Source organism: Vibrio sp. ArtGut-C1 (assembly GCF_002105475.1).
GTDB classification, from domain to species: Bacteria; Pseudomonadota; Gammaproteobacteria; order Enterobacterales; family Vibrionaceae; genus Vibrio; species Vibrio diabolicus.
Genome location: NZ_NCTH01000005.1, coordinates 168456 through 187828, shown reverse-complemented (window position 1 = coordinate 187828; position 19373 = coordinate 168456). Strand labels below are relative to the sequence as shown.

Sequence of the window (19373 nt, the reverse complement as noted above, 5' to 3'; positions counted from 1 at the left end):
CATGCGTTACTCGAAATTGCTTAGTTTAGAGAGAGGAACGGGATATGCAGCAGAACATTTGCCCGACTTGCAATGTCGAACTGGAATGGACAGGACAATACCATTGTGCACAGTGTGAATCGGATTTTAAAAAAGTAGGTTTTTGCCCTGATTGTGAGGCGGAGCTGGAGAAGCTGCAAGCATGCGGTGCTGCGAGCTACTTTTGTAATGTGTGTAATGAACTCAAATCAAAATCACGTGTCCGATTTGAGTTCCAGAAAATCAGTTAACCAGAGTTTGTATTCAGTTAACGGTAGAACGAACGTCGCCTTCGGCTAATCGAGTAATCAATACATCTCCCGACTTAACATCTGAAGATTGCGTAATTACTTTACCTTGCTCAGTTTGAGTTATTGAGTAACCTCGTTTCAATGTCGCTAGTGGGCTGACGGTGTCTAACTTCTCTGCAGCAATCGCGAGTTGATGGCGCATAGTCAGTAATTTGCGATCCATTGCATCCATCAGCTTTTGCTCAACACGTTCTAGCTTCGACTTCTGCTCGGCAAGGCGTGTTACAGGAGAATTTAATTGCAGCCGATAATGTTGACGCTCGATTCGCTGTTGGCGCAAGGCAATAAAACGACTCATCGCTCGCTGTAAGCGCATGTCCAAATCATCTAACTGTTGCGTCTGACGTTGCAAGCGATAGCTTGGGTGCTGTCTCTCTAGACGGTGCATTAATTGCGCAGATTGCTGCTTTTGTTGTGCTAGGTAGTAACGCATCGCGCTCGCTAACTTATGCTGGCGGGTAACTAAAGCTTGATCTTTGTGGCTGTTATCACGGCTTACTAGCTCAGCGGCTGCTGATGGAGTAGGCGCGCGTACGTCGGCGACAAAATCAGCTATTGTCACGTCAACTTCATGTCCAACGGCGCTAATAATAGGAATTTGGCTTGCTGCAATCGTGCGAGCTAATATCTCGTTGTTAAAGCACCATAAGTCTTCCAATGAACCACCACCTCGGCCCACAATTAGCACATCACATTCATCACGGCTGTTAGCGCGACCAATGGCTTGTGCGATTTGAATGGCTGCATCTTCACCTTGTACCACTGTCGGATAAATCACAACGGGTAGGGAAGGATCACGACGTTTCAATACGTCTAAGATATCGTAAAGCGCGGCACCAGTTTTCGATGTGATGACGCCAACACGTTTTGGGTGTTCAGGCAAAGGTTGCTTATTGGTTTGAGCAAACAAACCTTCTGCGGCAAGCTTCATTTTCAGCTCTTCAAACTCTTGCTGAAGACGGCCGTCACCTTCCGGTTGCATGCTTTCGATGATCAATTGGTAGTCACCGCGAGGCTCATAAAGAGAAAGACGAGCTTTTACTAGGACTTGATTACCGTTAGCGGGCTTGAAAGTAACGCGGCGATTGTTACCACGAAACATGGCACATTTAACTTGAGCGCGAGAGTCTTTAAGAGTGAGGTACCAGTGACCAGAGACAGGAGCTGAAAAGTTGGATATCTCTCCGACGAGCCAAACGATCCCCATTTCGTTTTCAAGGAGTAAACGAACTTCTGCGTTGAGACGAGAAACAGTAAAGATGTTTTGATTGGTCTTGGAGAGCACAGCTAATCTCTTAGACGTGAGTATGGAAATTAGCGGCAATATAATACATAGCAAGGGGGTAATTGCAAGAAAAAAATTAAAAAATTTGTGGTCAAGCGATTGCGTTAACCGTATAATCCCTCCGCAATATCTAATCCAAATGTAGCTTGTTGCTAACACAGGTTACCCTCATTATGCGAAACGATGAGATTGGATTGTTCTTTTTACTCCTCTAATTGTGAGATATTGCAAATGCTAAGAATTGCCAAAGAAGCGCTGACATTTGATGACGTACTACTTGTGCCAGCACACTCCACCGTTCTCCCAAACACAGCTGATCTTCGCACTCAGCTAACTAAGAACATCACCCTAAACATCCCAATGATTTCAGCGTCTATGGACACTGTTACTGAAGCTCGTCTAGCGATCGCGCTAGCGCAAGAGGGTGGCATTGGCTTTATCCACAAGAACATGTCTATTGAGCAGCAGGCAGCCGAAGTTCGTAAAGTTAAGAAGTTCGAAGCTGGTATGGTGACTGACGCGGTTACAGTAAACCCTGACGCGACCATCGCTGATGTTGTTGCACTCACTGAAAAGCATGGTTTTGCAGGTTTCCCTGTTGTCACTGAGAGCAATGAGCTTGTTGGTATTATCACTGGTCGTGACGTTCGTTTTGTGACGGACCTTTCTAAGAAAGTATCTTCAGTAATGACGCCAAAAGAGAAGTTGGCAGCAGTTAAAGAAGGTGCAACACGAGAAGAAGTGCAAGAGAAAATGCACGAAGCTCGCGTAGAGAAAGTATTGGTTGTGAATGATGAGTTCCAACTAACCGGTATGATTACTGCGAAAGACTTCCACAAAGCAGAACGTAAACCAAACGCATGTAAAGATGAGCGTGGTCGCCTACGTGTTGGCGCAGCAGTTGGTGCTGGTGCTGGTAACGAAGAGCGAGTTGCTGCACTAGTTGAAGCTGGCGTTGACGTTCTACTTATCGACTCTTCACACGGTCATTCTGAAGGTGTTCTAAGCCGCATTCGTGAAACACGTGCAGCTTACCCAGATCTAGACATCATCGGTGGTAACGTAGCAACAGGTGCTGGTGCTAAAGCACTAATCGAAGCTGGCGTAAGCGCAGTGAAAGTTGGTATCGGCCCTGGTTCTATCTGTACAACTCGTATTGTAACGGGTGTGGGGGTTCCACAAATCACTGCAATCGCAGATGCGGCAGAAGTTGCTAATGATTATGGTATTCCAGTTATCGCTGACGGTGGTATCCGTTTCTCAGGTGATATCTGTAAAGCAATCGTAGCGGGCGCATCATGTGTGATGGTTGGTTCTATGTTTGCAGGTACTGAAGAAGCGCCAGGTGAAGTGATTCTATACAACGGCCGTTCTTACAAGTCTTACCGTGGCATGGGTTCTCTTGGTGCAATGTCTCAAGGTTCTTCTGACCGTTACTTCCAGTCTGACAACGCAGCGGACAAGCTAGTACCAGAAGGTATCGAAGGTCGTATCGCATACAAAGGCCGTCTAAAAGAGATCGTACACCAACAAATGGGTGGTCTACGTTCAAGCATGGGTCTAACTGGCTCTGCAACTATCGAAGATATGCGTACGAAAGCTGAATTTGTACGTATCTCTGGTGCAGGTATGCAAGAGTCTCATGTACACGATGTTCAAATTACTAAGGAAGCGCCGAACTACCGTCTAGGGAACTAATTACCCGACGGAAACGTTTGCTTTTTCCTTGAAGCATTAAGAAGAGGCGAGTACACTCGCCTCGGTTTTAATCACTTAGCCTTAAAAAGACTGCTCAAAATGACTAAAAATATCCATGACCAACGTATTCTGATCTTGGACTTCGGTTCTCAGTACACTCAATTAGTAGCACGCCGCGTACGTGAAATCGGCGTTTACTGTGAACTATGGAGCTGGGATGTAGAAGAAGCGGATATTCGCGAATTCAACCCAGATGGCATTATCCTATCTGGTGGTCCAGAAAGCGTAACGGAAGAGAACTCTCCACGCGCGCCTCAATATGTGTTTGATTCTGGTGTTCCTTTACTTGGCGTATGTTACGGCATGCAAACTATGGCGGAACAACTAGGTGGCAAAGTAGCAGGCTCTAACGAACGTGAGTTTGGCTACGCTCAGGTTAAAGTTTCTGGTGAATGTGCCTTATTTAAAGATCTTGAAGCAACTCAAGACGTTTGGATGAGCCACGGCGACAAAGTAGTAGAGATCCCAGCCGATTTCGTAAAAGTTGGTGAGACAGACACTTGTCCTTACGCTGCGATGGCGAACGAAGAGAAGAAATACTACGGCGTTCAGTTCCACCCAGAAGTGACACACACAAAAGGTGGCTTACAAATGCTTGAGAACTTTGTTCTTGGCGTATGTGGCTGTGAGCGTCTATGGACATCGGAATCTATCATCGAAGACGCGGTTGCTCGCATTAAAGAGCAAGTGGGTGACGACGAAGTTATCCTAGGCTTATCTGGTGGTGTGGATTCATCTGTTGTTGCGATGCTGGTGCACCGCGCAATTGGCGACAAGCTAACGTGTGTATTTGTCGATAACGGTCTACTTCGTTTAAACGAAGGCCAACAAGTGATGGATATGTTTGGCGATAAGTTCGGCCTAAACATCATCAAAGTTGATGCAGAAGATCGTTTCCTTGAAGCTCTGAAAGGCAAGTCTGACCCAGAAGAGAAGCGTAAGACTATCGGTCACGTATTCGTAGATGTATTCGATGAAGAGTCTAAGAAGCTGAAAAACGCGAAATGGCTAGCTCAAGGTACGATTTACCCTGATGTAATCGAGTCTGCGGCATCTAAGACTGGTAAAGCGCACGTGATCAAATCGCACCACAACGTGGGCGGTCTACCAGATGAAATGGAAATGGGTCTTGTTGAGCCACTACGTGAGCTGTTCAAAGATGAAGTACGTAAGATTGGTCTAGAGCTAGGCCTGCCTTATAACATGCTTTACCGCCACCCATTCCCAGGTCCAGGTCTAGGTGTTCGTGTTCTTGGTGAAATCAAGAAAGAATACTGTGACTTGCTACGTCGTGCTGATGCTATCTTCATTGAAGAGCTTCACGCTGCAGACCTTTATGACAAAGTATCTCAAGCGTTCACGGTATTCCTACCTGTTCGCTCTGTAGGTGTAATGGGTGATGGCCGTAAATACGACTGGGTTGTATCACTGCGTGCAGTAGAAACCATCGACTTTATGACGGCACACTGGGCGCATCTACCATACGACTTCCTAGGTAAGGTATCTAACCGTATTATCAACGAAGTTGATGGCATCTCACGTGTTGTTTACGATATTTCAGGTAAGCCACCAGCGACAATCGAGTGGGAATAATTTTCCTCTAGACTGTTGAGTTTATAAGAACCAGCCTCCGGGCTGGTTTTTTTGTGCTTCAAATTTGTGAAGAGGGGGACTCAACTTTTTTATAGGAGATATATACATGCGGTAAAATTAAATATATATTCATTTTAATTGTTTAAATATTATAAATGGTATTGCTATGGAACAGGCTGATGTTACCTCTCTCATTCCCATCCTTATTACTCTTTTCCTCGCTCTGACGACGAGAAATGTCGTCGTTGGTTTATTCGCTGGTGTGGTCAGTGGCGTCGCTATGCTTGAAGGGACATTTGTCGAAAAAGGACCACTAGACTCGTTTAGTGCGTTGATGAAAAGCTATCTACTGCCGCAACTTACCGATAGCTACAACGCTGGTGTGATTTTGTTATTAGTGTTCATTGGTGGTTTCGTTGCGCTGATGGAAAAGTCTGGTGGTGGTGTTGCTTTTGCTAAAAAGGTTACTCAATGGGTGGCGAGTAAATGCCAAGCTCAACTGTCCGCATGGTTTGGTGGTGTGGTTATTTTCTTCTCTGACCTTGGTACACCCTTGATTGTTGGCCCGGTGTTCCGGCCTTTATTTGATAAGCTAAAAGTATCACGTCAAAAATTAGCTTTTATTATCGATTCCACATCCTCTCCCGTCGCAATCTTGATCCCTTTTATCGGGTGGGGCGTTTACATCATGGGTTTGATTCAAAAGGAGTTTACGGCTCTAAATGTCACGATGAGTGATTGGGATGCTTTCATTGGTGCCATTCCGTACCAGTTTTACGCCTTTCTAGCGATTGCGATTGTACCGATTGTCTCTTTCTTCAAGTTGGACTTCGGCCCGATGGCGAAGGCCGAACGGTTAGCTGAACAAGGTTCCGACTTTGGAAAAGTTCAAGAATCGATGAATGTATTTACGCATAAAAATGCAAAATCCAGTTTTGTCTGGGCGCCTTTGCTCGTTATGCTGGTGGTCCTATGTACCATCCTCGTACCACACGGTTTTCCTTTTCAAAAAGTGGCGGGCTCAACGTTTAGGGCTGCGCTGTCTTCTGCATACTTCTTCGCCGCCTTCACTTTAATTGCGCTGATGGCGTTTTATGGCGTCAGAAAGCTTTCCGATGGTATCCAAGTCTACCTGAAAGGCATGTCAAACATGATGTCGGTTGCGGTTATCTTGGTATTGGCTTGGGCGCTTAGCTCTGTTGGGAAAGAGCTGGGCGCGGCAGCATACATTGCTGAACAAGCTCAAGCGGGTTTCCCTTATTGGCTATTGCCAGCGGTTGCCTTTTTGCTTGCTGGTATTATCTCGTTCGCGACGGGATCGTCGTGGGGAACGTTCGCCATCATGATGCCATTAGTGATCCCAACCGCTGTTGCGATTGATGCTCCATTGTTAGTTTGTATTGGTGCGGTGTTATCTGGTGGCCTGTTTGGCGATCACTGCTCGCCAATCTCTGAAACGACGATTTTGTCGTCGACAGGGGCAGGGTGTGAGCAGTATGAGCACTTCCGTACACAGTTGCCTTACGCATTACTCAATGGAATGATTGCATTAGGGTGTTTCCTTTTAGCTGGAATCAACGCCTCGCCAGTGATTGTGCTTGCCGCCATTGTTGCCCAGTGTGTGGTTTATTTTGTGTTGTCTAAACAAAAATCAACCGCGAAGCTAGACGTGGTTTCGGCAGAACAATAAAGATAGAAATATCATAAAGCGGAGGCTCATTGGGTCTCCGCTTTTCTTTTGAGTCAAGGTAACATTTTTCTTGTGACAAAATGTGTGCGAGGACTTATTTATTCATTTTGTCTCGCAGAATGAACTCACTTCGCTCGGCGTTTTTTATATATGATCCACTATATGTCTAGTTATTCCTTGTATATTGTATTGTTAAACCCGGAGACTAGACATGTTTGCACTCAAACATCTTCCTATTGCATTGAGTTGTGTCCTAGCGGCACAAGCGAATGCAAGTATGAATATCCAGCCTGATCCGCAAAATCCGAATGGTTATGTCATTGCTCGTGGTGACGTTCAAGCTATGGAGCAAAGCAAAACCTCTGACCCTATGTATGCCATTTGGTCACAAGCACTAGAGACGCGTCCAAACTCAGTCGTCGAAGCGATTGTTCCTGGAGCGGCAACCAACCCAGAAAACGTGAAGCGTGTAGAGCGTGTGTTCCCTGAAAGTGAGTGGGACTTCCTGACTCAAATGGCCGCACCTGAATACACTTACACGCGTTTCCTACGTGCGATTGGTAAATTCCCAGCATTCTGTGGTGAGTACACTGATGGCCGTGATTCGGATGCGATTTGTAAAAAATCGATCGTGACAGCCTTTGCTCACTTTGCGCAGGAAACCGGTGGTCATATTTCGATTGATAACGTATCGGATAACCCTCTTGGATTGGAAGAGTGGCAGCAAGCTTTGGTTCACGTACGTGAAATGGGCTGGTCAGAAGGTCAAGAAGGTTACACGACAGGTTGTGGTCAGAATGACTGGCAAAACAAACGTTGGCCATGTGAACCGGGACAAGGTTACTTTGGACGTGGTGCTAAACAGCTTTCTTACCACTTTAACTATGGCGCGTTCTCTGAAGTGATGTTTGATGGCGATGCATCTGTATTGCTAAAAAATCCAGGCTTGGTTGCGGATTCATGGCTGAACTTGGCATCGGCTATCTGGTTCTTCCTAACGCCACAAGCACCGAAACCTGCAATGCTGCATGTGATTGACCGTACTTGGGTGCCTTCACAGCGTGAGCTTGATGCTGGCATTGGTTACGGCTTTGGTACCACCATCAACGTGATCAATGGTGGTATTGAGTGTGGTGAGCAAAACAAGGATAAAGGTCAACCTGTTAACCGTATTCGTTATTGGGAAGGTCTTGCCGCCCATTATCAAATTCCAATTGAAGCTGATGAAACAAACACTTGTTGGCAGCAGACGCCTTACGGCAGTCTGAACCTAAATGGTGCGACAGACGTGCTTTACACCAACTGGGATGGTAACTGGAAATACTACTCAGATCGCCCTGGAGGCCATTCGTTTGAATGTGAGTTGGTTGGTTTCCAAACGGCTTACTCTGCGCTAGTTGCGGGTGATTACGAGAAGTGCGTAACTAACTTCTACCAATCTCATGCGGGGTGGCCTGAAGTTCGTGTGGTTGACAAGTTAGATCCTGTAGATCCGGTCGATCCGCCTGTAGGTGGCGTGGCAGCTTGGGATGCAAGCAAAGTGTACAACACTGGTGATCAAGTCTCTTACCAAGGTGCTGTTTACGAAGCGAAATGGTGGTCACAAGGTAATGAGCCAACGAAAGGCGACCCGTGGAAGCTGGTCTCAGGCACTCCGACAGAGCCGCCTACAACGGAACCTGAACCACCAGTGACTGAGCCAGAGCCGCCCGTCACAGAACCGGAGCCACCAGTAACCGAGCCAGAACCACCAGTGACAGGTAATTTTATTCAGTGGGAGCCGGGCGTAACGCAAGTCGCTAACGGCGATAAAGTGACGTACCAAAACAAATGCTTTGTCGCAAAAAACGGCCCTGGAGTGTGGGAAAGCCCAACGCAAAGTAACTGGTTCTGGGACGAGATCTCTTGCCTGTAGTTGATTGAAAAGTAGTCTAACCATCTATAAAGACTCTGCTTTTTAGCGGGGTCTTTTTTTATTTGAGCGGTTGCTTATTTATGGAATCTAAGTTTTCAATAACAGTTTTTCTCTTTTGTTCTGGGGCCCATTAAAATTCGCGCGCATTTTTTATCAACATTTTTGAAAAAAGGTATTTGTACATGTCGACAAAACTGGCTAACCCAGCACCGCTAGGTCTAATGGGTTTCGGTATGACCACTATTCTGCTTAATATTCATAACGCAGGATTTTTCCCAATTGACTCTATGATTCTAGCGATGGGCATCTTTTACGGTGGCCTTAGCCAAGTAATCGTTGGCATCATGTGCTTTAAACGCGGCGACACGTTCGGCACAACTGCGTTTACTTCTTACGGTCTATTTTGGCTAACACTAGTAGGCTTGATCGTAATGCCTCACATGGGTCTTCCTGCAAGCCCAGCAAGCTTTATGGGCTGGTACCTAGCGCTTTGGGGTATCTTCACTGGTTTCATGTTCATTGGTTCTCTATGCTACCCAACAGCGAAGCAAGTGGTATTTGGTTCTCTAACTATCTTGTTCTTCCTACTCGCAGCTCGTGACTTTACTGGTAGTGAAGTGATCGGTGCTATCGCTGGTTTCGAAGGTATCTTCTGTGGTGCAAGCGCGATTTACTTCGCAATGGCGCAAGTACTAAACAACGAATTTGGTCGTGAAGTTCTACCTGTAGGTAAAGCAAAAATCGCTCGTAAAGTTGAAGCTGTCGCTGCTTAATCTTTTACACATAATGCAGAAAAGGGGATTAACCAATGGTTAATCCCCTTTTTTATGCCCTTAAACGGACCACTGCTTTTTCTTGTTTATGCGTTAAGGCTATGTTGATGGTTGTTCAACAGTTTCTGTAGTACTGTTGTCTGCCGTTGGTGCCTTACCCGTTTTACGCTTGTACTTATCTTCCCAGTAATCTGCGCCTTTAATGCCTAGCGCTACAGGGTTGAATGTAAAGTCGGTCACACCACGTTTTTGTTGTTCTTCGTAATCGTTCAATGCTTTGAGAGCTGGTTTCGACATAAAGAAGATGATCAAAATACCGACGATGTTAAGCCATGCCATTAGACCTACACCTACATCACCCATCGCCCAGGCTAAGTTGGCGGTTTTCACGGTTCCGTAGAACACGGATGAAATAATGATGACTTTCAGAATAAACATCAGCCCATTTACTTTGAATGTACGACGAATGTAAGCAATGTTCGTTTCTGCAATGTAGTAGTAAGCCAGAATGGTTGTAAACGCAAAGAAGAAAAGTGCGATTGCGATGAATGGTTTACCCACGCCAGGTAGTGCACTTTCGATCGCCATTTGCGTAAATACAGGACCATTAGCACCAATATCAGCTGGGAGGTTTTGAATTAGGAACGTGCCTTCAACTGCACCATTTACGTTGTACGCGCCAGTGATAAGAATCATAAACGCGGTTGCTGAACACACAAGTAGTGTATCGATGTAAATAGAGAAAGATTGAACAAGACCTTGCTGAGCTGGGTGATCAACACTCGCTGCAGCTGCAGCGTGAGGACCTGTACCTTGACCTGCTTCGTTGGAGTAAACGCCACGTTTTACACCCCAACCGATTGCCGCACCAACACCTGCCATTGGTGTGAACGCGTCACCAATGATCATGCCGAAAATGCGTGGAACCTCACCAATGTTTAGTAGGATGATGACAAATGCAGTGATGATGTAAGCCAGCGCCATAAATGGCACAACGATTTGGGTAAAGTTTGCAATACGTTTTACGCCACCGAAGATGATGAAGGCCAGAATGACACAGACAACCGTACCAGTGAAAATTTTAGCAAAACTGAAGGTACCAATAGCGGTTTCAATCATGTCACCTGAGCCAAATGCTGCTTCTACTGCGTTACCGATGCTGTTCGATTGAACGCCAGGAAGTAGAACACCACATGCAAAGATGGTCGCGATAGCGAAGATCCAAGCGTACCATTTTTGTCCCATTGCTTTTTCAATGTAGTAAGCAGGACCACCACGGAATTCACCTTCGTCTTCTTCTTTATAGATTTGCGCAAGTGTCGACTCTGCGTATGCGGTTGCCGCGCCAAAAAAGGCAACGACCCACATCCAGAATACGGCGCCTGGGCCTCCGAAACCGATAGCGGCAGCAACACCAGCAATGTTACCTGTACCTACACGGCCAGATAGTGAAACGGCAAGTGCCTGAAATGATGATATCCCTTTTGTTGAACTCTTCCCTGAAAGTAATAAGCGCCACATCTCAAAGAAGTGACGAATTTGTACAAAACGCGTCATGATTGAATAGAACAAACCTGCACCAAGGCACAAATAGATCAGTACCGGGCTCCAAATAATTCCATTCAGAAAATCAACTAATGACTGCATGAGTATTTTCCCTGTTAGTTGTGTTTGTGGTTGTTTTTCACACAATACATTACCCTTTATGTAATGCAATTGTTAACTTTTTTGGCTATAAATCCTTTGTAGCGTGATGGTGAACACAGAATGGAGAGTGATTGTTAAAATTTAGTTCTTGTTGCTTATTTGCTCCTTTGGGGTGGAAGATTTGTCTGGTGATTAAATATGCAGCACATTGTCATTAAAATGTGCTGCATATTTGATGAGTTGAAAATGCCAAATATTATGCATTTTGTGGAGTAAAGGCCTGTTTGTTTTTTATGCAGATATGCCCTTATGCATAACGGCAAAGGTTAAGCTCTGTGTCATCCATCACTTTCGCTTTTTCACCAGCCATAATGCTCGCTAGCAAGTGGCCAGAACCACAAGCCATCGTCCAACCCAGAGTGCCGTGTCCGGTGTTAGTAAAAAGGTTATCGTATTTAGTTGCGCCAATAATCGGTGTGCCATCAGGCGTCATTGGTCTAAAGCCACTCCAAAACTCGGCTTGGTTAAAGTCGCCGCAGCGAGGGAAAAGATCACGGATGACCATTTCGATGGTATTTTTTCGTTTTTGCGGAAGGGAGGCATCAAACCCTGCTAATTCTGCGGTGCCCGCTACGCGAATTCTGTCATCAAACCGAGTCATGGCGACTTTATAGGTTTCATCCATCACAGTAGAGCGAGGAGAGAAGTGCTCATCTTCCATTGGGATGGTGAGCGAATAGCCTTTTACTGGATAGACAGGAATCTCAATGTCGAGTTGCTTGAGTAGCGCTGTAGAATAGCTGCCAGAGGCAACCACATATTGGTCCGCTTTAAACTGTCCTCGATTCGTTTGGACACCTATGATCTTTTTGCCTACTGTAACCCAATTGCTTACTTCGGTGTCGAACTCGAACCTCACGCCATGGGCCTTAGCGAGCTCTGTTAGTTGTTGGCAAAACTGATAGCAATCGCCTGTTTCGTCATCTGGCAGATGCAAGCCACCAACCAGTTTATCTTTCACAAGATCCAGTCCAGGTTCTTGTTCAATGCAGCGTTCTACGTCCATCAACTCAAACCGAGTCCCGCTTTGCTCTAGAAGCTGCATATCCTTTTCAATGGCTTGCAGCTGTTGAGGCGTTCGAAATACTTGCAAGGTGCCGAACTGGCGACCTTGATATTCAATGGCATGTTCTTGACGTAATTGTTCCAGACACATACGACTGTGGTTAGCTATCGAAAGCATGCGAGCTTTGTTGACTTGGTAGCGAGACAGGGTGCAGTTGGCCACCATCTTACTTGCCCAACTGATCATATCGGCATCGAGGGTTGGTTTGATTTTGAGTGGAGCATGCTCTTCCATTAACCACTTTATGGCTTTAACAGGAACACCAGGCGCAGCCCAAGGCGAAGAATAGCCGTACGAGATCTGCCCAGCATTGGCGAAACTTGTTTCCATTGCACTGCTTGGTTGACGGTCAATAACAGTAACTTGATAGCCTGCTTGAGATAAATACCAAGCAGAGGTTAAGCCGATGACGCCGCTGCCTAATACGATGACTTCCATTGATGTACTCCACACATTTATCTGAGTGGTTAGTTTCTTTTCTTTACCTTTTGTTAACAATCGATATAAATTACATACAGCGTTTAGAAAAACTATAGGCTCAAGGATGAGAAGTAATTTAATAAGTGGCTTGTGTCTGTTTAGCCAAGTCGCGGAACACAGCAGCTTTACTGGCGCGGCTAAGTTTTTGCACCTCACTACGGGAGCCGTGAGCCAACAAATTATTCATTTGGAAGCGTTATTAGGTTTTACTTTATTTGAACGCCATTCCCGCGGTATTCGTTTAACCGCTAAAGGCACTCAGTTACACCAAGCAACGCAGTTTCACTTTTCTGAGCTGAGCAAACTGCTTGATGAGCTCAAAGTAGAAAAGCACACCAATGAGATCCGCTTAAAATTAACGCCTTCTTTTGCTTTTAAATGGTTAGTCCCAAAGCTGGAAAGTTTTCATCACGAGAACCCGGATATCCAAGTGCAAATCTTCGCGGAAGGGGCGTTAGTGAATAGTGAGATAAAAGATTATGACGTCGCGATAGACTATGGTCTTCATCCTTACCGAAATGCTAACGCGGAGTTGATTTTGGATGAGCAACTGCTGCCGGTGATGAGTCCAAAATACCTTGAGGATCATGGTTGGCTAAAAGTGCCTTTTGATGAACAAGAATCCTCAATGTCAGTGAAGAAATGGCAGGAGGCGACGCTACTACACGATGCGATGCCATGGGAAAAAGCGACGCGTGACTATGAGTGGCTATATTGGGCGTCAGCAATGGGATTAGACTTTAAAACCGATGTTGGACACTTTTTCAATAGAACGGATATGGCGATGTCTGCGGCGGAAGCAGGAGTTGGGATTGCAATGGCACGAATGGCACTGATTGAGGATGAATTGACGACGGAGCGTTTAGTCTCTCCCTTTCAGCCGGTTCCAGCCAATGCAGGGTACTACTTGATCATGAACACACGAAGCCAGTCCACAAACAAGTTTCGTACTTGGTTATTACAGCAAGTGGAGAGTAAATAGATATAGTGCTTGGTGAGTCAGATAGAAAACACCGCCTCGATGACGGCGGTGTTTTATTTTGGATTACTGTCGTTGATAAACCGACTCGCCTCGGCTGATGGTTTCTTCCACGTTTAGGTCTTTTAGCGCCTTAGGTTCAATCTTCATCGGGTTGTTATCGAGGATGATTAAATCCGCATTCTTACCCACCTCGATAGAACCTTTATACGACTCCTCAAAGTGTTGGTAAGCCGGCCAAATGGTCATGGCTTGCAGCGCGGTATACGTGTCAACACGCTGATCTGGTCCCAGTACTTTATCGGTTCTGGTGGTGCGATTGACGGTCGCATCTAATACTCGGAATGAACTTGGCAGCGCCACAGGTGCGTCATGGTGTGTACTGAATTTTAACCCCGCCTTTCTCACCGCTTGAGTTGGTGAAATGAAATCGGCACGAGGATGGCCGAGTACCGAGTCCACATGCCAGTCACCCCAATAAAAAGTATGCATTGGAAATAGAGAAGGGAAGATGCCTTGCGCAGCTAAGCGATCTACTTGGTCTTGGCGCATGGTTTGGCCGTGAATGAGAACAGGTCGGCGGTCTTGTTTTCCTAGCTTTTCATTTGCTTTGGTTACCGCATTGATAAATTGCTCGATCGCCGCGTCACCATTGGCATGCGTCAGCACTTGCCATTCATTTTTAAAGGCTGTTTCTACGTAATCGTAAGCTTGTTGATCTTCGAAAGTTGGGTAGCCAGCGTAGTCTTTATCTTGTCCATGTGGTGGGTGGAAGTAAGGCTGACTTAGCCATGCCGTTTTACCTTGTGGAGAGCCATCAAAGTTCAGCTTTACGCCACCGATGCGGAAATGGTTGGTGTACTCTGGCGTGTTGTATTCCGAGTCCATAAAATCACTGCTCGATACCATATCGGCGTACGCAACCAAGTCGATCATCAGTTTGTCGTTTTTCGACGCGCGTTTCATCGCTTCATAACCTTCTGATGTTGCTCGTCCTTCTTGAGCCGTGGTATAGCCATATTTCGCGTACATACCTTGCGAGGCTTCTAACATGCGATCTTGAAGTTCAGAATCAATCAACTTATTGAGGTTGAACAGCATTGCAAAGTGCGCGTTTTCTTCTAGGACACCATTTGGCTCTTGGCTGTTTTCCATTCGGCGGATAATGCCACCTTTTGGATCTTCCGATTCTGCCGTGATACCTGCTAGCTCTAACGCTTTACTGTTCGCGACACTCAAATGCCCCGAAGTGTGGATGATTAATACAGGCTTATCTGTGCTGACTTTATCGAGATCCGCTTTGGTAGGGTAGTAATCCAGTTGGGCGTCGTCGTAACCAAAACCTAAAATCCAACCCGTTTTCTCAATGAATAGGCGTTGCGTATCATTGTTCGCGGCATTTTTTAGAGTTTCGATGATTTTCGCCACGGTATCGGCTTCGCCATCAGGAGATGGCAGCACGTTTGCGACCATGGCTTGCAGACCAACACCATACACATGACTGTGCGGATCAACAAAGCCAGGCAACATAGTTTTGCCTTTTAAGTCGACCAACTGTGTTTTACCGAACTTGTGCTCCATCGCTCCATCTTTGCTGCCGACATAAATGATTTTCTCGCCTAATGTTGCGACGGCTTCGGCGTACTCTGGCTTATCGCTAGCCATGGTTAGGATATCGCCACCATAATAAATTTTGTCTGCGGCGGTTACTTTTAGCGGCTCGGCGACGGCTTCTTTCGCTTCTTCAGAAAAACACCCCGTTAAAGCAAGCCCAGAGAGGGCAATAGGGATCCAGTTTTTGTTCATCGGTCATCTCCATACAGAGTAAGGTTTTTGCCTATTGCCCCCATCTCAATGAGTTTGAGAACTCAATAGGTCACATTCACTTTAGTTCATATTGAAGGAGGATTATCAACAAGATTAAAGACTTTCAATCAAGCGCAAGTTATACCTATCGATGAATATCAAAAATGTTACCTTTTCCCATTTCATAAACGTTTCTGGACTTGGGCAATGTGACCCATAACGAGGTTCTGTGGTTAAAAAATCGGCATGATAAGTCCACGATTTATCTCGATGACGCTCAAGGAAGAAAATGAAAGACGAAACGCTATCCATCCATTTTGGTTACGAAACTGACCCGACCACCAAATCTGTCGCGACACCGATTTATCAAACAGTCGCGTACGAGTTTGACAACGCGCAGCACGGCGCTGATCTGTTTAACTTGGAAGTGCCGGGGAATATCTACACTCGCATCATGAATCCGACTAACGATGTTCTGGAAAAACGCATGGCGGCGTTAGAAGGCGGCATTGCTGGATTGGTCGTGAGTGCGGGGAGTGCAGCGATTAACTATGCGATTCTGACCTTAGCGCAAGCGGGCGATAGCATCGTTTCTACGCCGCAACTTTATGGCGGTACTTATACCTTGTTTGCGCACATGCTGCCAAATCAGGGTATTCAGGTGAAGTTTGCTAAAGATGACAAGCCAGAAAGTTTGGCCGAGTTAATTGATGAAAATACCAAAGCGGTGTACTGCGAGAGCATTGGTAACCCTGCGGGTAATATCATTGATTTAGAACGTGTGGCGGAGCTTGCTCACGCACAAGGCGTGCCTGTGATTGTGGATAACACCGTCGCGACGCCAGTGCTGTGCAAACCCATCGAATTCGGTGCGGATATCGTCGTTCACTCCCTCACTAAGTACGTTGGTGGACACGGCACCACATTAGGTGGCGTGATTGTGGATTCCGGTAAATTCCCTTGGGCGCAGCACAAAGACCGCTTTCCCGTTTTCAACGAACCAGAACCTTCTTACCACGGCGTGGTGTATACCGAAGCGTTTGGTGAGGCGGCATTTATCGGGCGCGCGCGTACCGTACCATTGCGTAATACCGGATCGGCATTATCACCGATGAATGCATTTATGCTTATGCAAGGGCTAGAAACGTTACCGCTGCGTATGGAGCGCCATACCGAGAACACTCTCAAAGTGGCTGAGTTCTTGGAACAGAATGACAAAGTCAGTTGGGTGAGTTATGCCGGATTGCCAAGTTCTGATCACTTCCATCTCGCCGAAAAATACATGAAAGGTAAGCCTTCTGCGATTTTGTCGTTTGGTTTAAAAGACGGTTATGACGCAGGTGTGCGTTTTTATGATGCTCTGAAAATCTTTAAGCGTTTGGTGAACATTGGCGATGCAAAATCATTGGCTTGCCATCCCGCCTCGACGACCCATCGTCAGTTGAGCGAAGCAGAACAAAAACAAGCTGGTGTGTCTCCAGAGATGATTCGTTTATCTGTAGGTATTGAGCATATTGACGATATTCTAGCCGACTTAGAACAGGCACTAAACGCGTAAAACGATTCTGTTTTTAGCTTTTGGTTACCCATAGGCCAGCCTTTAAAAAAGCTGGCCTTTTTTTATTTTATTATTTAAATATCAAATGCTTTGGTGTTTTTGGGTTGTGGTATTCCAAAAGCTCATGGTGGGTGAAATTTATTCCCTTGTTGCATTTGGGTTTGTTCCTGATGATGTGTGCAAATCTTACACATTGGAAGGGACTCAAATGTCTTACGTATTTCACCGTCATTGCCATGCCACGCTGCCAATCATCGATCAAGGTGAAGGTGTTTATCTATTCGATAAACAAGGAAAACAGTACCTCGATGCTTGTGGCGGCGCTGCGGTATCAAACCTTGGCCACAGTCATCAAGCCGTTAAAAAAGCCATGTTGGAACAGCTCGAGCGAGTGCCGTTTGCTCATACTGGATTTTTTACTAGTGACAGCGGTGAGCGACTAGCGGAATTGATTTGTCAGTACATGCCTGAGCAGTTCAACCATGTGTATTTAGTCAGTGGCGGGTCAGAAGCGGTGGAGTCGGCACTAAAAATGGCGCGGCAGCATTTTGTGGAATCAGGTAAGCCAGAGAAGAAGCAATTCATCGCGCGTCAGCAAAGTTATCACGGCAATACCTTGGGGGCTCTGGCGGTCGGTGGTAATGAATGGCGACGTGAACCGTTCAAACCTATCTTGCATCCGAGTCATCACATTGCCCCTTGCTATGCTTATCGTTATCAGCAGAGTCATGAGTCGGAATTGGGTTACTCATTGCGAGCGGCGAATGAACTAGAGGCAAAAATTCTTGAGTTGGGGGCTGAGAATGTCATGGCTTTTGTCGCCGAGCCTATTGTGGGAGCCACCGCTGGAGCTGTACCTGCGACTCAAGGTTACTTTAAACGTATTCGCGAAATATGCGACCAATACGATGTGTTATTGATCTTGGATGAAGTCATGTGTGGCGTTGGGCGCAGTGGCAGTTTTTTTGCGTTTGAGCAAGAAGAGGCAGAGCCCGATCTGGTTTGCATGGCTAAAGGGCTTGGTGCGGGTTATCAACCTATTGGCGCGGTGGTTGCGAATGATCGAGTCTATCAAGCTATTGCTGATGGAAGCGGTTTTTTCCAACACGGTCATACTTTTATGGCGCACCCTGTGGCGTGCGCTGCCGCCGTGGCAACCATTGAAACCATCTTCCAAGATGATTTATTAACAGCGGTGAATCAGCAAAGTGTTTTGCTGCGTAAAGAGCTTACTTCTGCATTGGCCCATTTACCATACATTGGCGACATTCGTGGTAAAGGTTTGTTTTTGGGCATTGAGTTGGTGGCGGATAAAGAAAGCAAGGCGCCTCTGAGTAAAGCCACATTGGCAGACAAACGCATCAAACAGCGAGCAATGGAAAATGGCTTAATGTGCTATCCAATGGGCGGAACGATTGATGGCGTTAATGGGCACCATATTTTGCTCGCACCGCCATTCATTATTCAGTCTCATCATATTGATGAACTAGTCGGTAAACTCTCACTGACGTTAAAAGAGGTGGCGGAGACATGGAAGTAGCAAACCAATATTTGCGAGAACCTATCGCTATTATCGTGGCTCCAAACGGCGCAAGAAAAACCAAGCACGATCACGTCAACTTACCCATTACAACAGACGAACTGGTTGCAGAGGCTATCGCTTGTCAAACAGCAGGGGCTGCCATGATCCATTTGCATGCTAGAGACGCCAACGGACGTCATTCATTAGACATCGACGACAACATGGCAATTTACCATGCCGTGAAAGAAGCGGTGGGAGAAACCATGATGGTTCAGCTCACCACAGAGGCGGTAGGTTTATATTCTCCGCCACAACAGCGGGCGTTAGTTAAAGCTGTGAAACCAGAAGCGGCTTCTTTCGCATTGAGAGAGTTAATCCCCGATCGCGCAAGTGAGAAAGAAGGGCATGCCTTTTTCCATTGGTTGGCTGAAAACAACATCGTGAGCCAAATTATTCTCTACGATGCAACCGACATTGAACGTTATTTCCAACTGCGTGATGCGGGCGTGTTACCTAAAACGCATCAGCATGCATTAGTGGTGTTAGGGCGTTATCACCAAGCTCAGCAGTCTTCACCATGGGATTTACGAGGTTTGAATTTGGCGCGTTTTGTCGAGGAAGAAATTCGATGTGCCATTTGTGCTTTTGGCGCGCGAGAGCAAGACTGTTTAGCGAGTGCGATGTTACTTGGATTCGATGTGAGAGTGGGGTTTGAGAATAACCACTTCGATGTGGCAGGCGAATTAGCAATCAGTAACGCGGCTCAGGTGGAAGCTCTACGTGATGTGGCGCATCGATTTGCGATTCCTTTACACAGTGCGCAAAGTTTGCGTTCAGCTTTGAAGTAAATCTGCTCGCAGCAAGGAAAATAAAGAAGAAAGTAAAAAGGCTCCCTCGGAGCCTTTTCGGTAT

The 19373-nt window shown here is 46.2% G+C and carries 14 protein-coding genes; 10 read left to right on the top strand and 4 right to left on the bottom strand.

Annotated elements, in window-relative coordinates:
- Positions 1–44 precede the first annotated feature (44 nt).
- Positions 45–269 carry a zinc ribbon domain-containing protein gene (locus B7360_RS06610; protein WP_012842112.1) on the top strand — a complete coding sequence of 75 codons (225 nt, stop codon included), beginning with the start codon at positions 45–47 and terminating at the stop codon, positions 267–269.
- A gap of 13 nt (positions 270–282) precedes the next feature.
- Here the strand turns inward: B7360_RS06610 and xseA are convergent, their stop codons facing one another.
- Complete coding sequence (xseA, locus tag B7360_RS06605) at positions 283–1614, bottom strand: exodeoxyribonuclease VII large subunit (protein WP_085343030.1); 1332 nt, start codon at positions 1612–1614, stop codon at positions 283–285.
- 231 nt (positions 1615–1845) lie between these two features.
- Here xseA and guaB point away from each other — a divergent pair, with 231 nt between their 5' ends.
- The 5 genes from guaB to B7360_RS06580 all read left to right on the top strand — a co-directional run bounded on the left by guaB (position 1846) and on the right by B7360_RS06580 (position 9343).
- Positions 1846–3312 (top strand): IMP dehydrogenase, encoded by a 1467-nt coding sequence (guaB, locus tag B7360_RS06600; protein ID WP_005391524.1) that lies wholly within the window; start codon positions 1846–1848, stop codon positions 3310–3312.
- A gap of 99 nt (positions 3313–3411) precedes the next feature.
- Positions 3412–4965 carry a glutamine-hydrolyzing GMP synthase gene (guaA, locus tag B7360_RS06595; RefSeq protein WP_005391523.1) on the top strand — a complete coding sequence of 518 codons (1554 nt, stop codon included), beginning with the start codon at positions 3412–3414 and terminating at the stop codon, positions 4963–4965.
- A gap of 166 nt (positions 4966–5131) precedes the next feature.
- Positions 5132–6655 carry a Na+/H+ antiporter NhaC family protein gene (locus tag B7360_RS06590; protein ID WP_085343028.1) on the top strand — a complete coding sequence of 508 codons (1524 nt, stop codon included), beginning with the start codon at positions 5132–5134 and terminating at the stop codon, positions 6653–6655.
- 211 nt (positions 6656–6866) lie between these two features.
- Positions 6867–8570, top strand: a complete 1704-nt coding sequence (locus B7360_RS06585) for a chitinase (RefSeq protein ID WP_085343025.1) — start codon at positions 6867–6869, stop codon at positions 8568–8570.
- A 182-nt stretch (positions 8571–8752) separates the two neighbouring features.
- Positions 8753–9343 (top strand): GPR1/FUN34/YaaH family transporter, encoded by a 591-nt coding sequence (locus B7360_RS06580; RefSeq protein WP_005391518.1) that lies wholly within the window; start codon positions 8753–8755, stop codon positions 9341–9343.
- A gap of 99 nt (positions 9344–9442) precedes the next feature.
- Here B7360_RS06580 and B7360_RS06575 read toward each other — a convergent pair whose 3' ends face one another.
- Complete coding sequence (locus B7360_RS06575) at positions 9443–10990, bottom strand: sodium:alanine symporter family protein (RefSeq protein WP_012842106.1); 1548 nt, start codon at positions 10988–10990, stop codon at positions 9443–9445.
- A gap of 307 nt (positions 10991–11297) precedes the next feature.
- Positions 11298–12554 (bottom strand): D-amino acid dehydrogenase, encoded by a 1257-nt coding sequence (locus tag B7360_RS06570; RefSeq protein WP_085343023.1) that lies wholly within the window; start codon positions 12552–12554, stop codon positions 11298–11300.
- 106 nt (positions 12555–12660) lie between these two features.
- Between B7360_RS06570 and B7360_RS06565 the strand changes: the two genes are divergently transcribed.
- Complete coding sequence (locus B7360_RS06565; protein ID WP_085343021.1) at positions 12661–13578, top strand: LysR substrate-binding domain-containing protein; 918 nt, start codon at positions 12661–12663, stop codon at positions 13576–13578.
- A 63-nt stretch (positions 13579–13641) separates the two neighbouring features.
- Here B7360_RS06565 and B7360_RS06560 read toward each other — a convergent pair whose 3' ends face one another.
- On the bottom strand, positions 13642–15381 hold the full coding sequence (locus tag B7360_RS06560; RefSeq protein WP_085343019.1) for an amidohydrolase: 1740 nt from the start codon (positions 15379–15381) through the stop codon (positions 13642–13644).
- Between the two features lie 289 nt (positions 15382–15670).
- On the opposite strand from B7360_RS06560, the gene B7360_RS06555 reads away from it, so the two are divergent.
- The 3 genes from B7360_RS06555 (at position 15671) to B7360_RS06545 (ending at position 19309) form a co-directional block, all read left to right on the top strand.
- Positions 15671–16939, top strand: coding sequence for an O-acetylhomoserine aminocarboxypropyltransferase/cysteine synthase family protein (locus B7360_RS06555; RefSeq protein WP_085343017.1), 1269 nt, complete (start codon positions 15671–15673; stop codon positions 16937–16939).
- A 208-nt stretch (positions 16940–17147) separates the two neighbouring features.
- Positions 17148–18479 (top strand): aspartate aminotransferase family protein, encoded by a 1332-nt coding sequence (locus tag B7360_RS06550; RefSeq protein WP_085343066.1) that lies wholly within the window; start codon positions 17148–17150, stop codon positions 18477–18479.
- Positions 18470–19309: a 3-keto-5-aminohexanoate cleavage protein gene (locus B7360_RS06545; RefSeq protein ID WP_085343015.1), complete on the top strand. Its 840-nt coding sequence runs from the start codon at positions 18470–18472 to the stop codon at positions 19307–19309. The genes B7360_RS06550 and B7360_RS06545 overlap by 10 nt, the downstream gene beginning before the upstream one ends.
- Positions 19310–19373: the final 64 nt, after the last annotated feature.

Excerpts from the sequence above, each read along its gene's own strand:
- B7360_RS06610 (WP_012842112.1), top strand. The coding sequence starts at position 45 with ATGCAGCAGAACATTTGCCCGACTTGCAATGTCGAACTGGAATGGACA.
- guaB (WP_005391524.1), top strand. The coding sequence starts at position 1,846 with ATGCTAAGAATTGCCAAAGAAGCGCTGACATTTGATGACGTACTACTT.
- guaA (WP_005391523.1), top strand. The coding sequence starts at position 3,412 with ATGACTAAAAATATCCATGACCAACGTATTCTGATCTTGGACTTCGGT.
- B7360_RS06590 (WP_085343028.1), top strand. The coding sequence starts at position 5,132 with ATGGAACAGGCTGATGTTACCTCTCTCATTCCCATCCTTATTACTCTT.
- B7360_RS06585 (WP_085343025.1), top strand. The coding sequence starts at position 6,867 with ATGTTTGCACTCAAACATCTTCCTATTGCATTGAGTTGTGTCCTAGCG.
- B7360_RS06580 (WP_005391518.1), top strand. The coding sequence starts at position 8,753 with ATGTCGACAAAACTGGCTAACCCAGCACCGCTAGGTCTAATGGGTTTC.
- B7360_RS06575 (WP_012842106.1), bottom strand. The coding sequence starts at position 10,990 with ATGCAGTCATTAGTTGATTTTCTGAATGGAATTATTTGGAGCCCGGTA.
- B7360_RS06570 (WP_085343023.1), bottom strand. The coding sequence starts at position 12,554 with ATGGAAGTCATCGTATTAGGCAGCGGCGTCATCGGCTTAACCTCTGCT.
- B7360_RS06565 (WP_085343021.1), top strand. The coding sequence starts at position 12,661 with ATGAGAAGTAATTTAATAAGTGGCTTGTGTCTGTTTAGCCAAGTCGCG.
- B7360_RS06560 (WP_085343019.1), bottom strand. The coding sequence starts at position 15,381 with ATGAACAAAAACTGGATCCCTATTGCCCTCTCTGGGCTTGCTTTAACG.
- B7360_RS06555 (WP_085343017.1), top strand. The coding sequence starts at position 15,671 with ATGAAAGACGAAACGCTATCCATCCATTTTGGTTACGAAACTGACCCG.
- B7360_RS06550 (WP_085343066.1), top strand. The coding sequence starts at position 17,148 with ATGTCTTACGTATTTCACCGTCATTGCCATGCCACGCTGCCAATCATC.
- B7360_RS06545 (WP_085343015.1), top strand. The coding sequence starts at position 18,470 with ATGGAAGTAGCAAACCAATATTTGCGAGAACCTATCGCTATTATCGTG.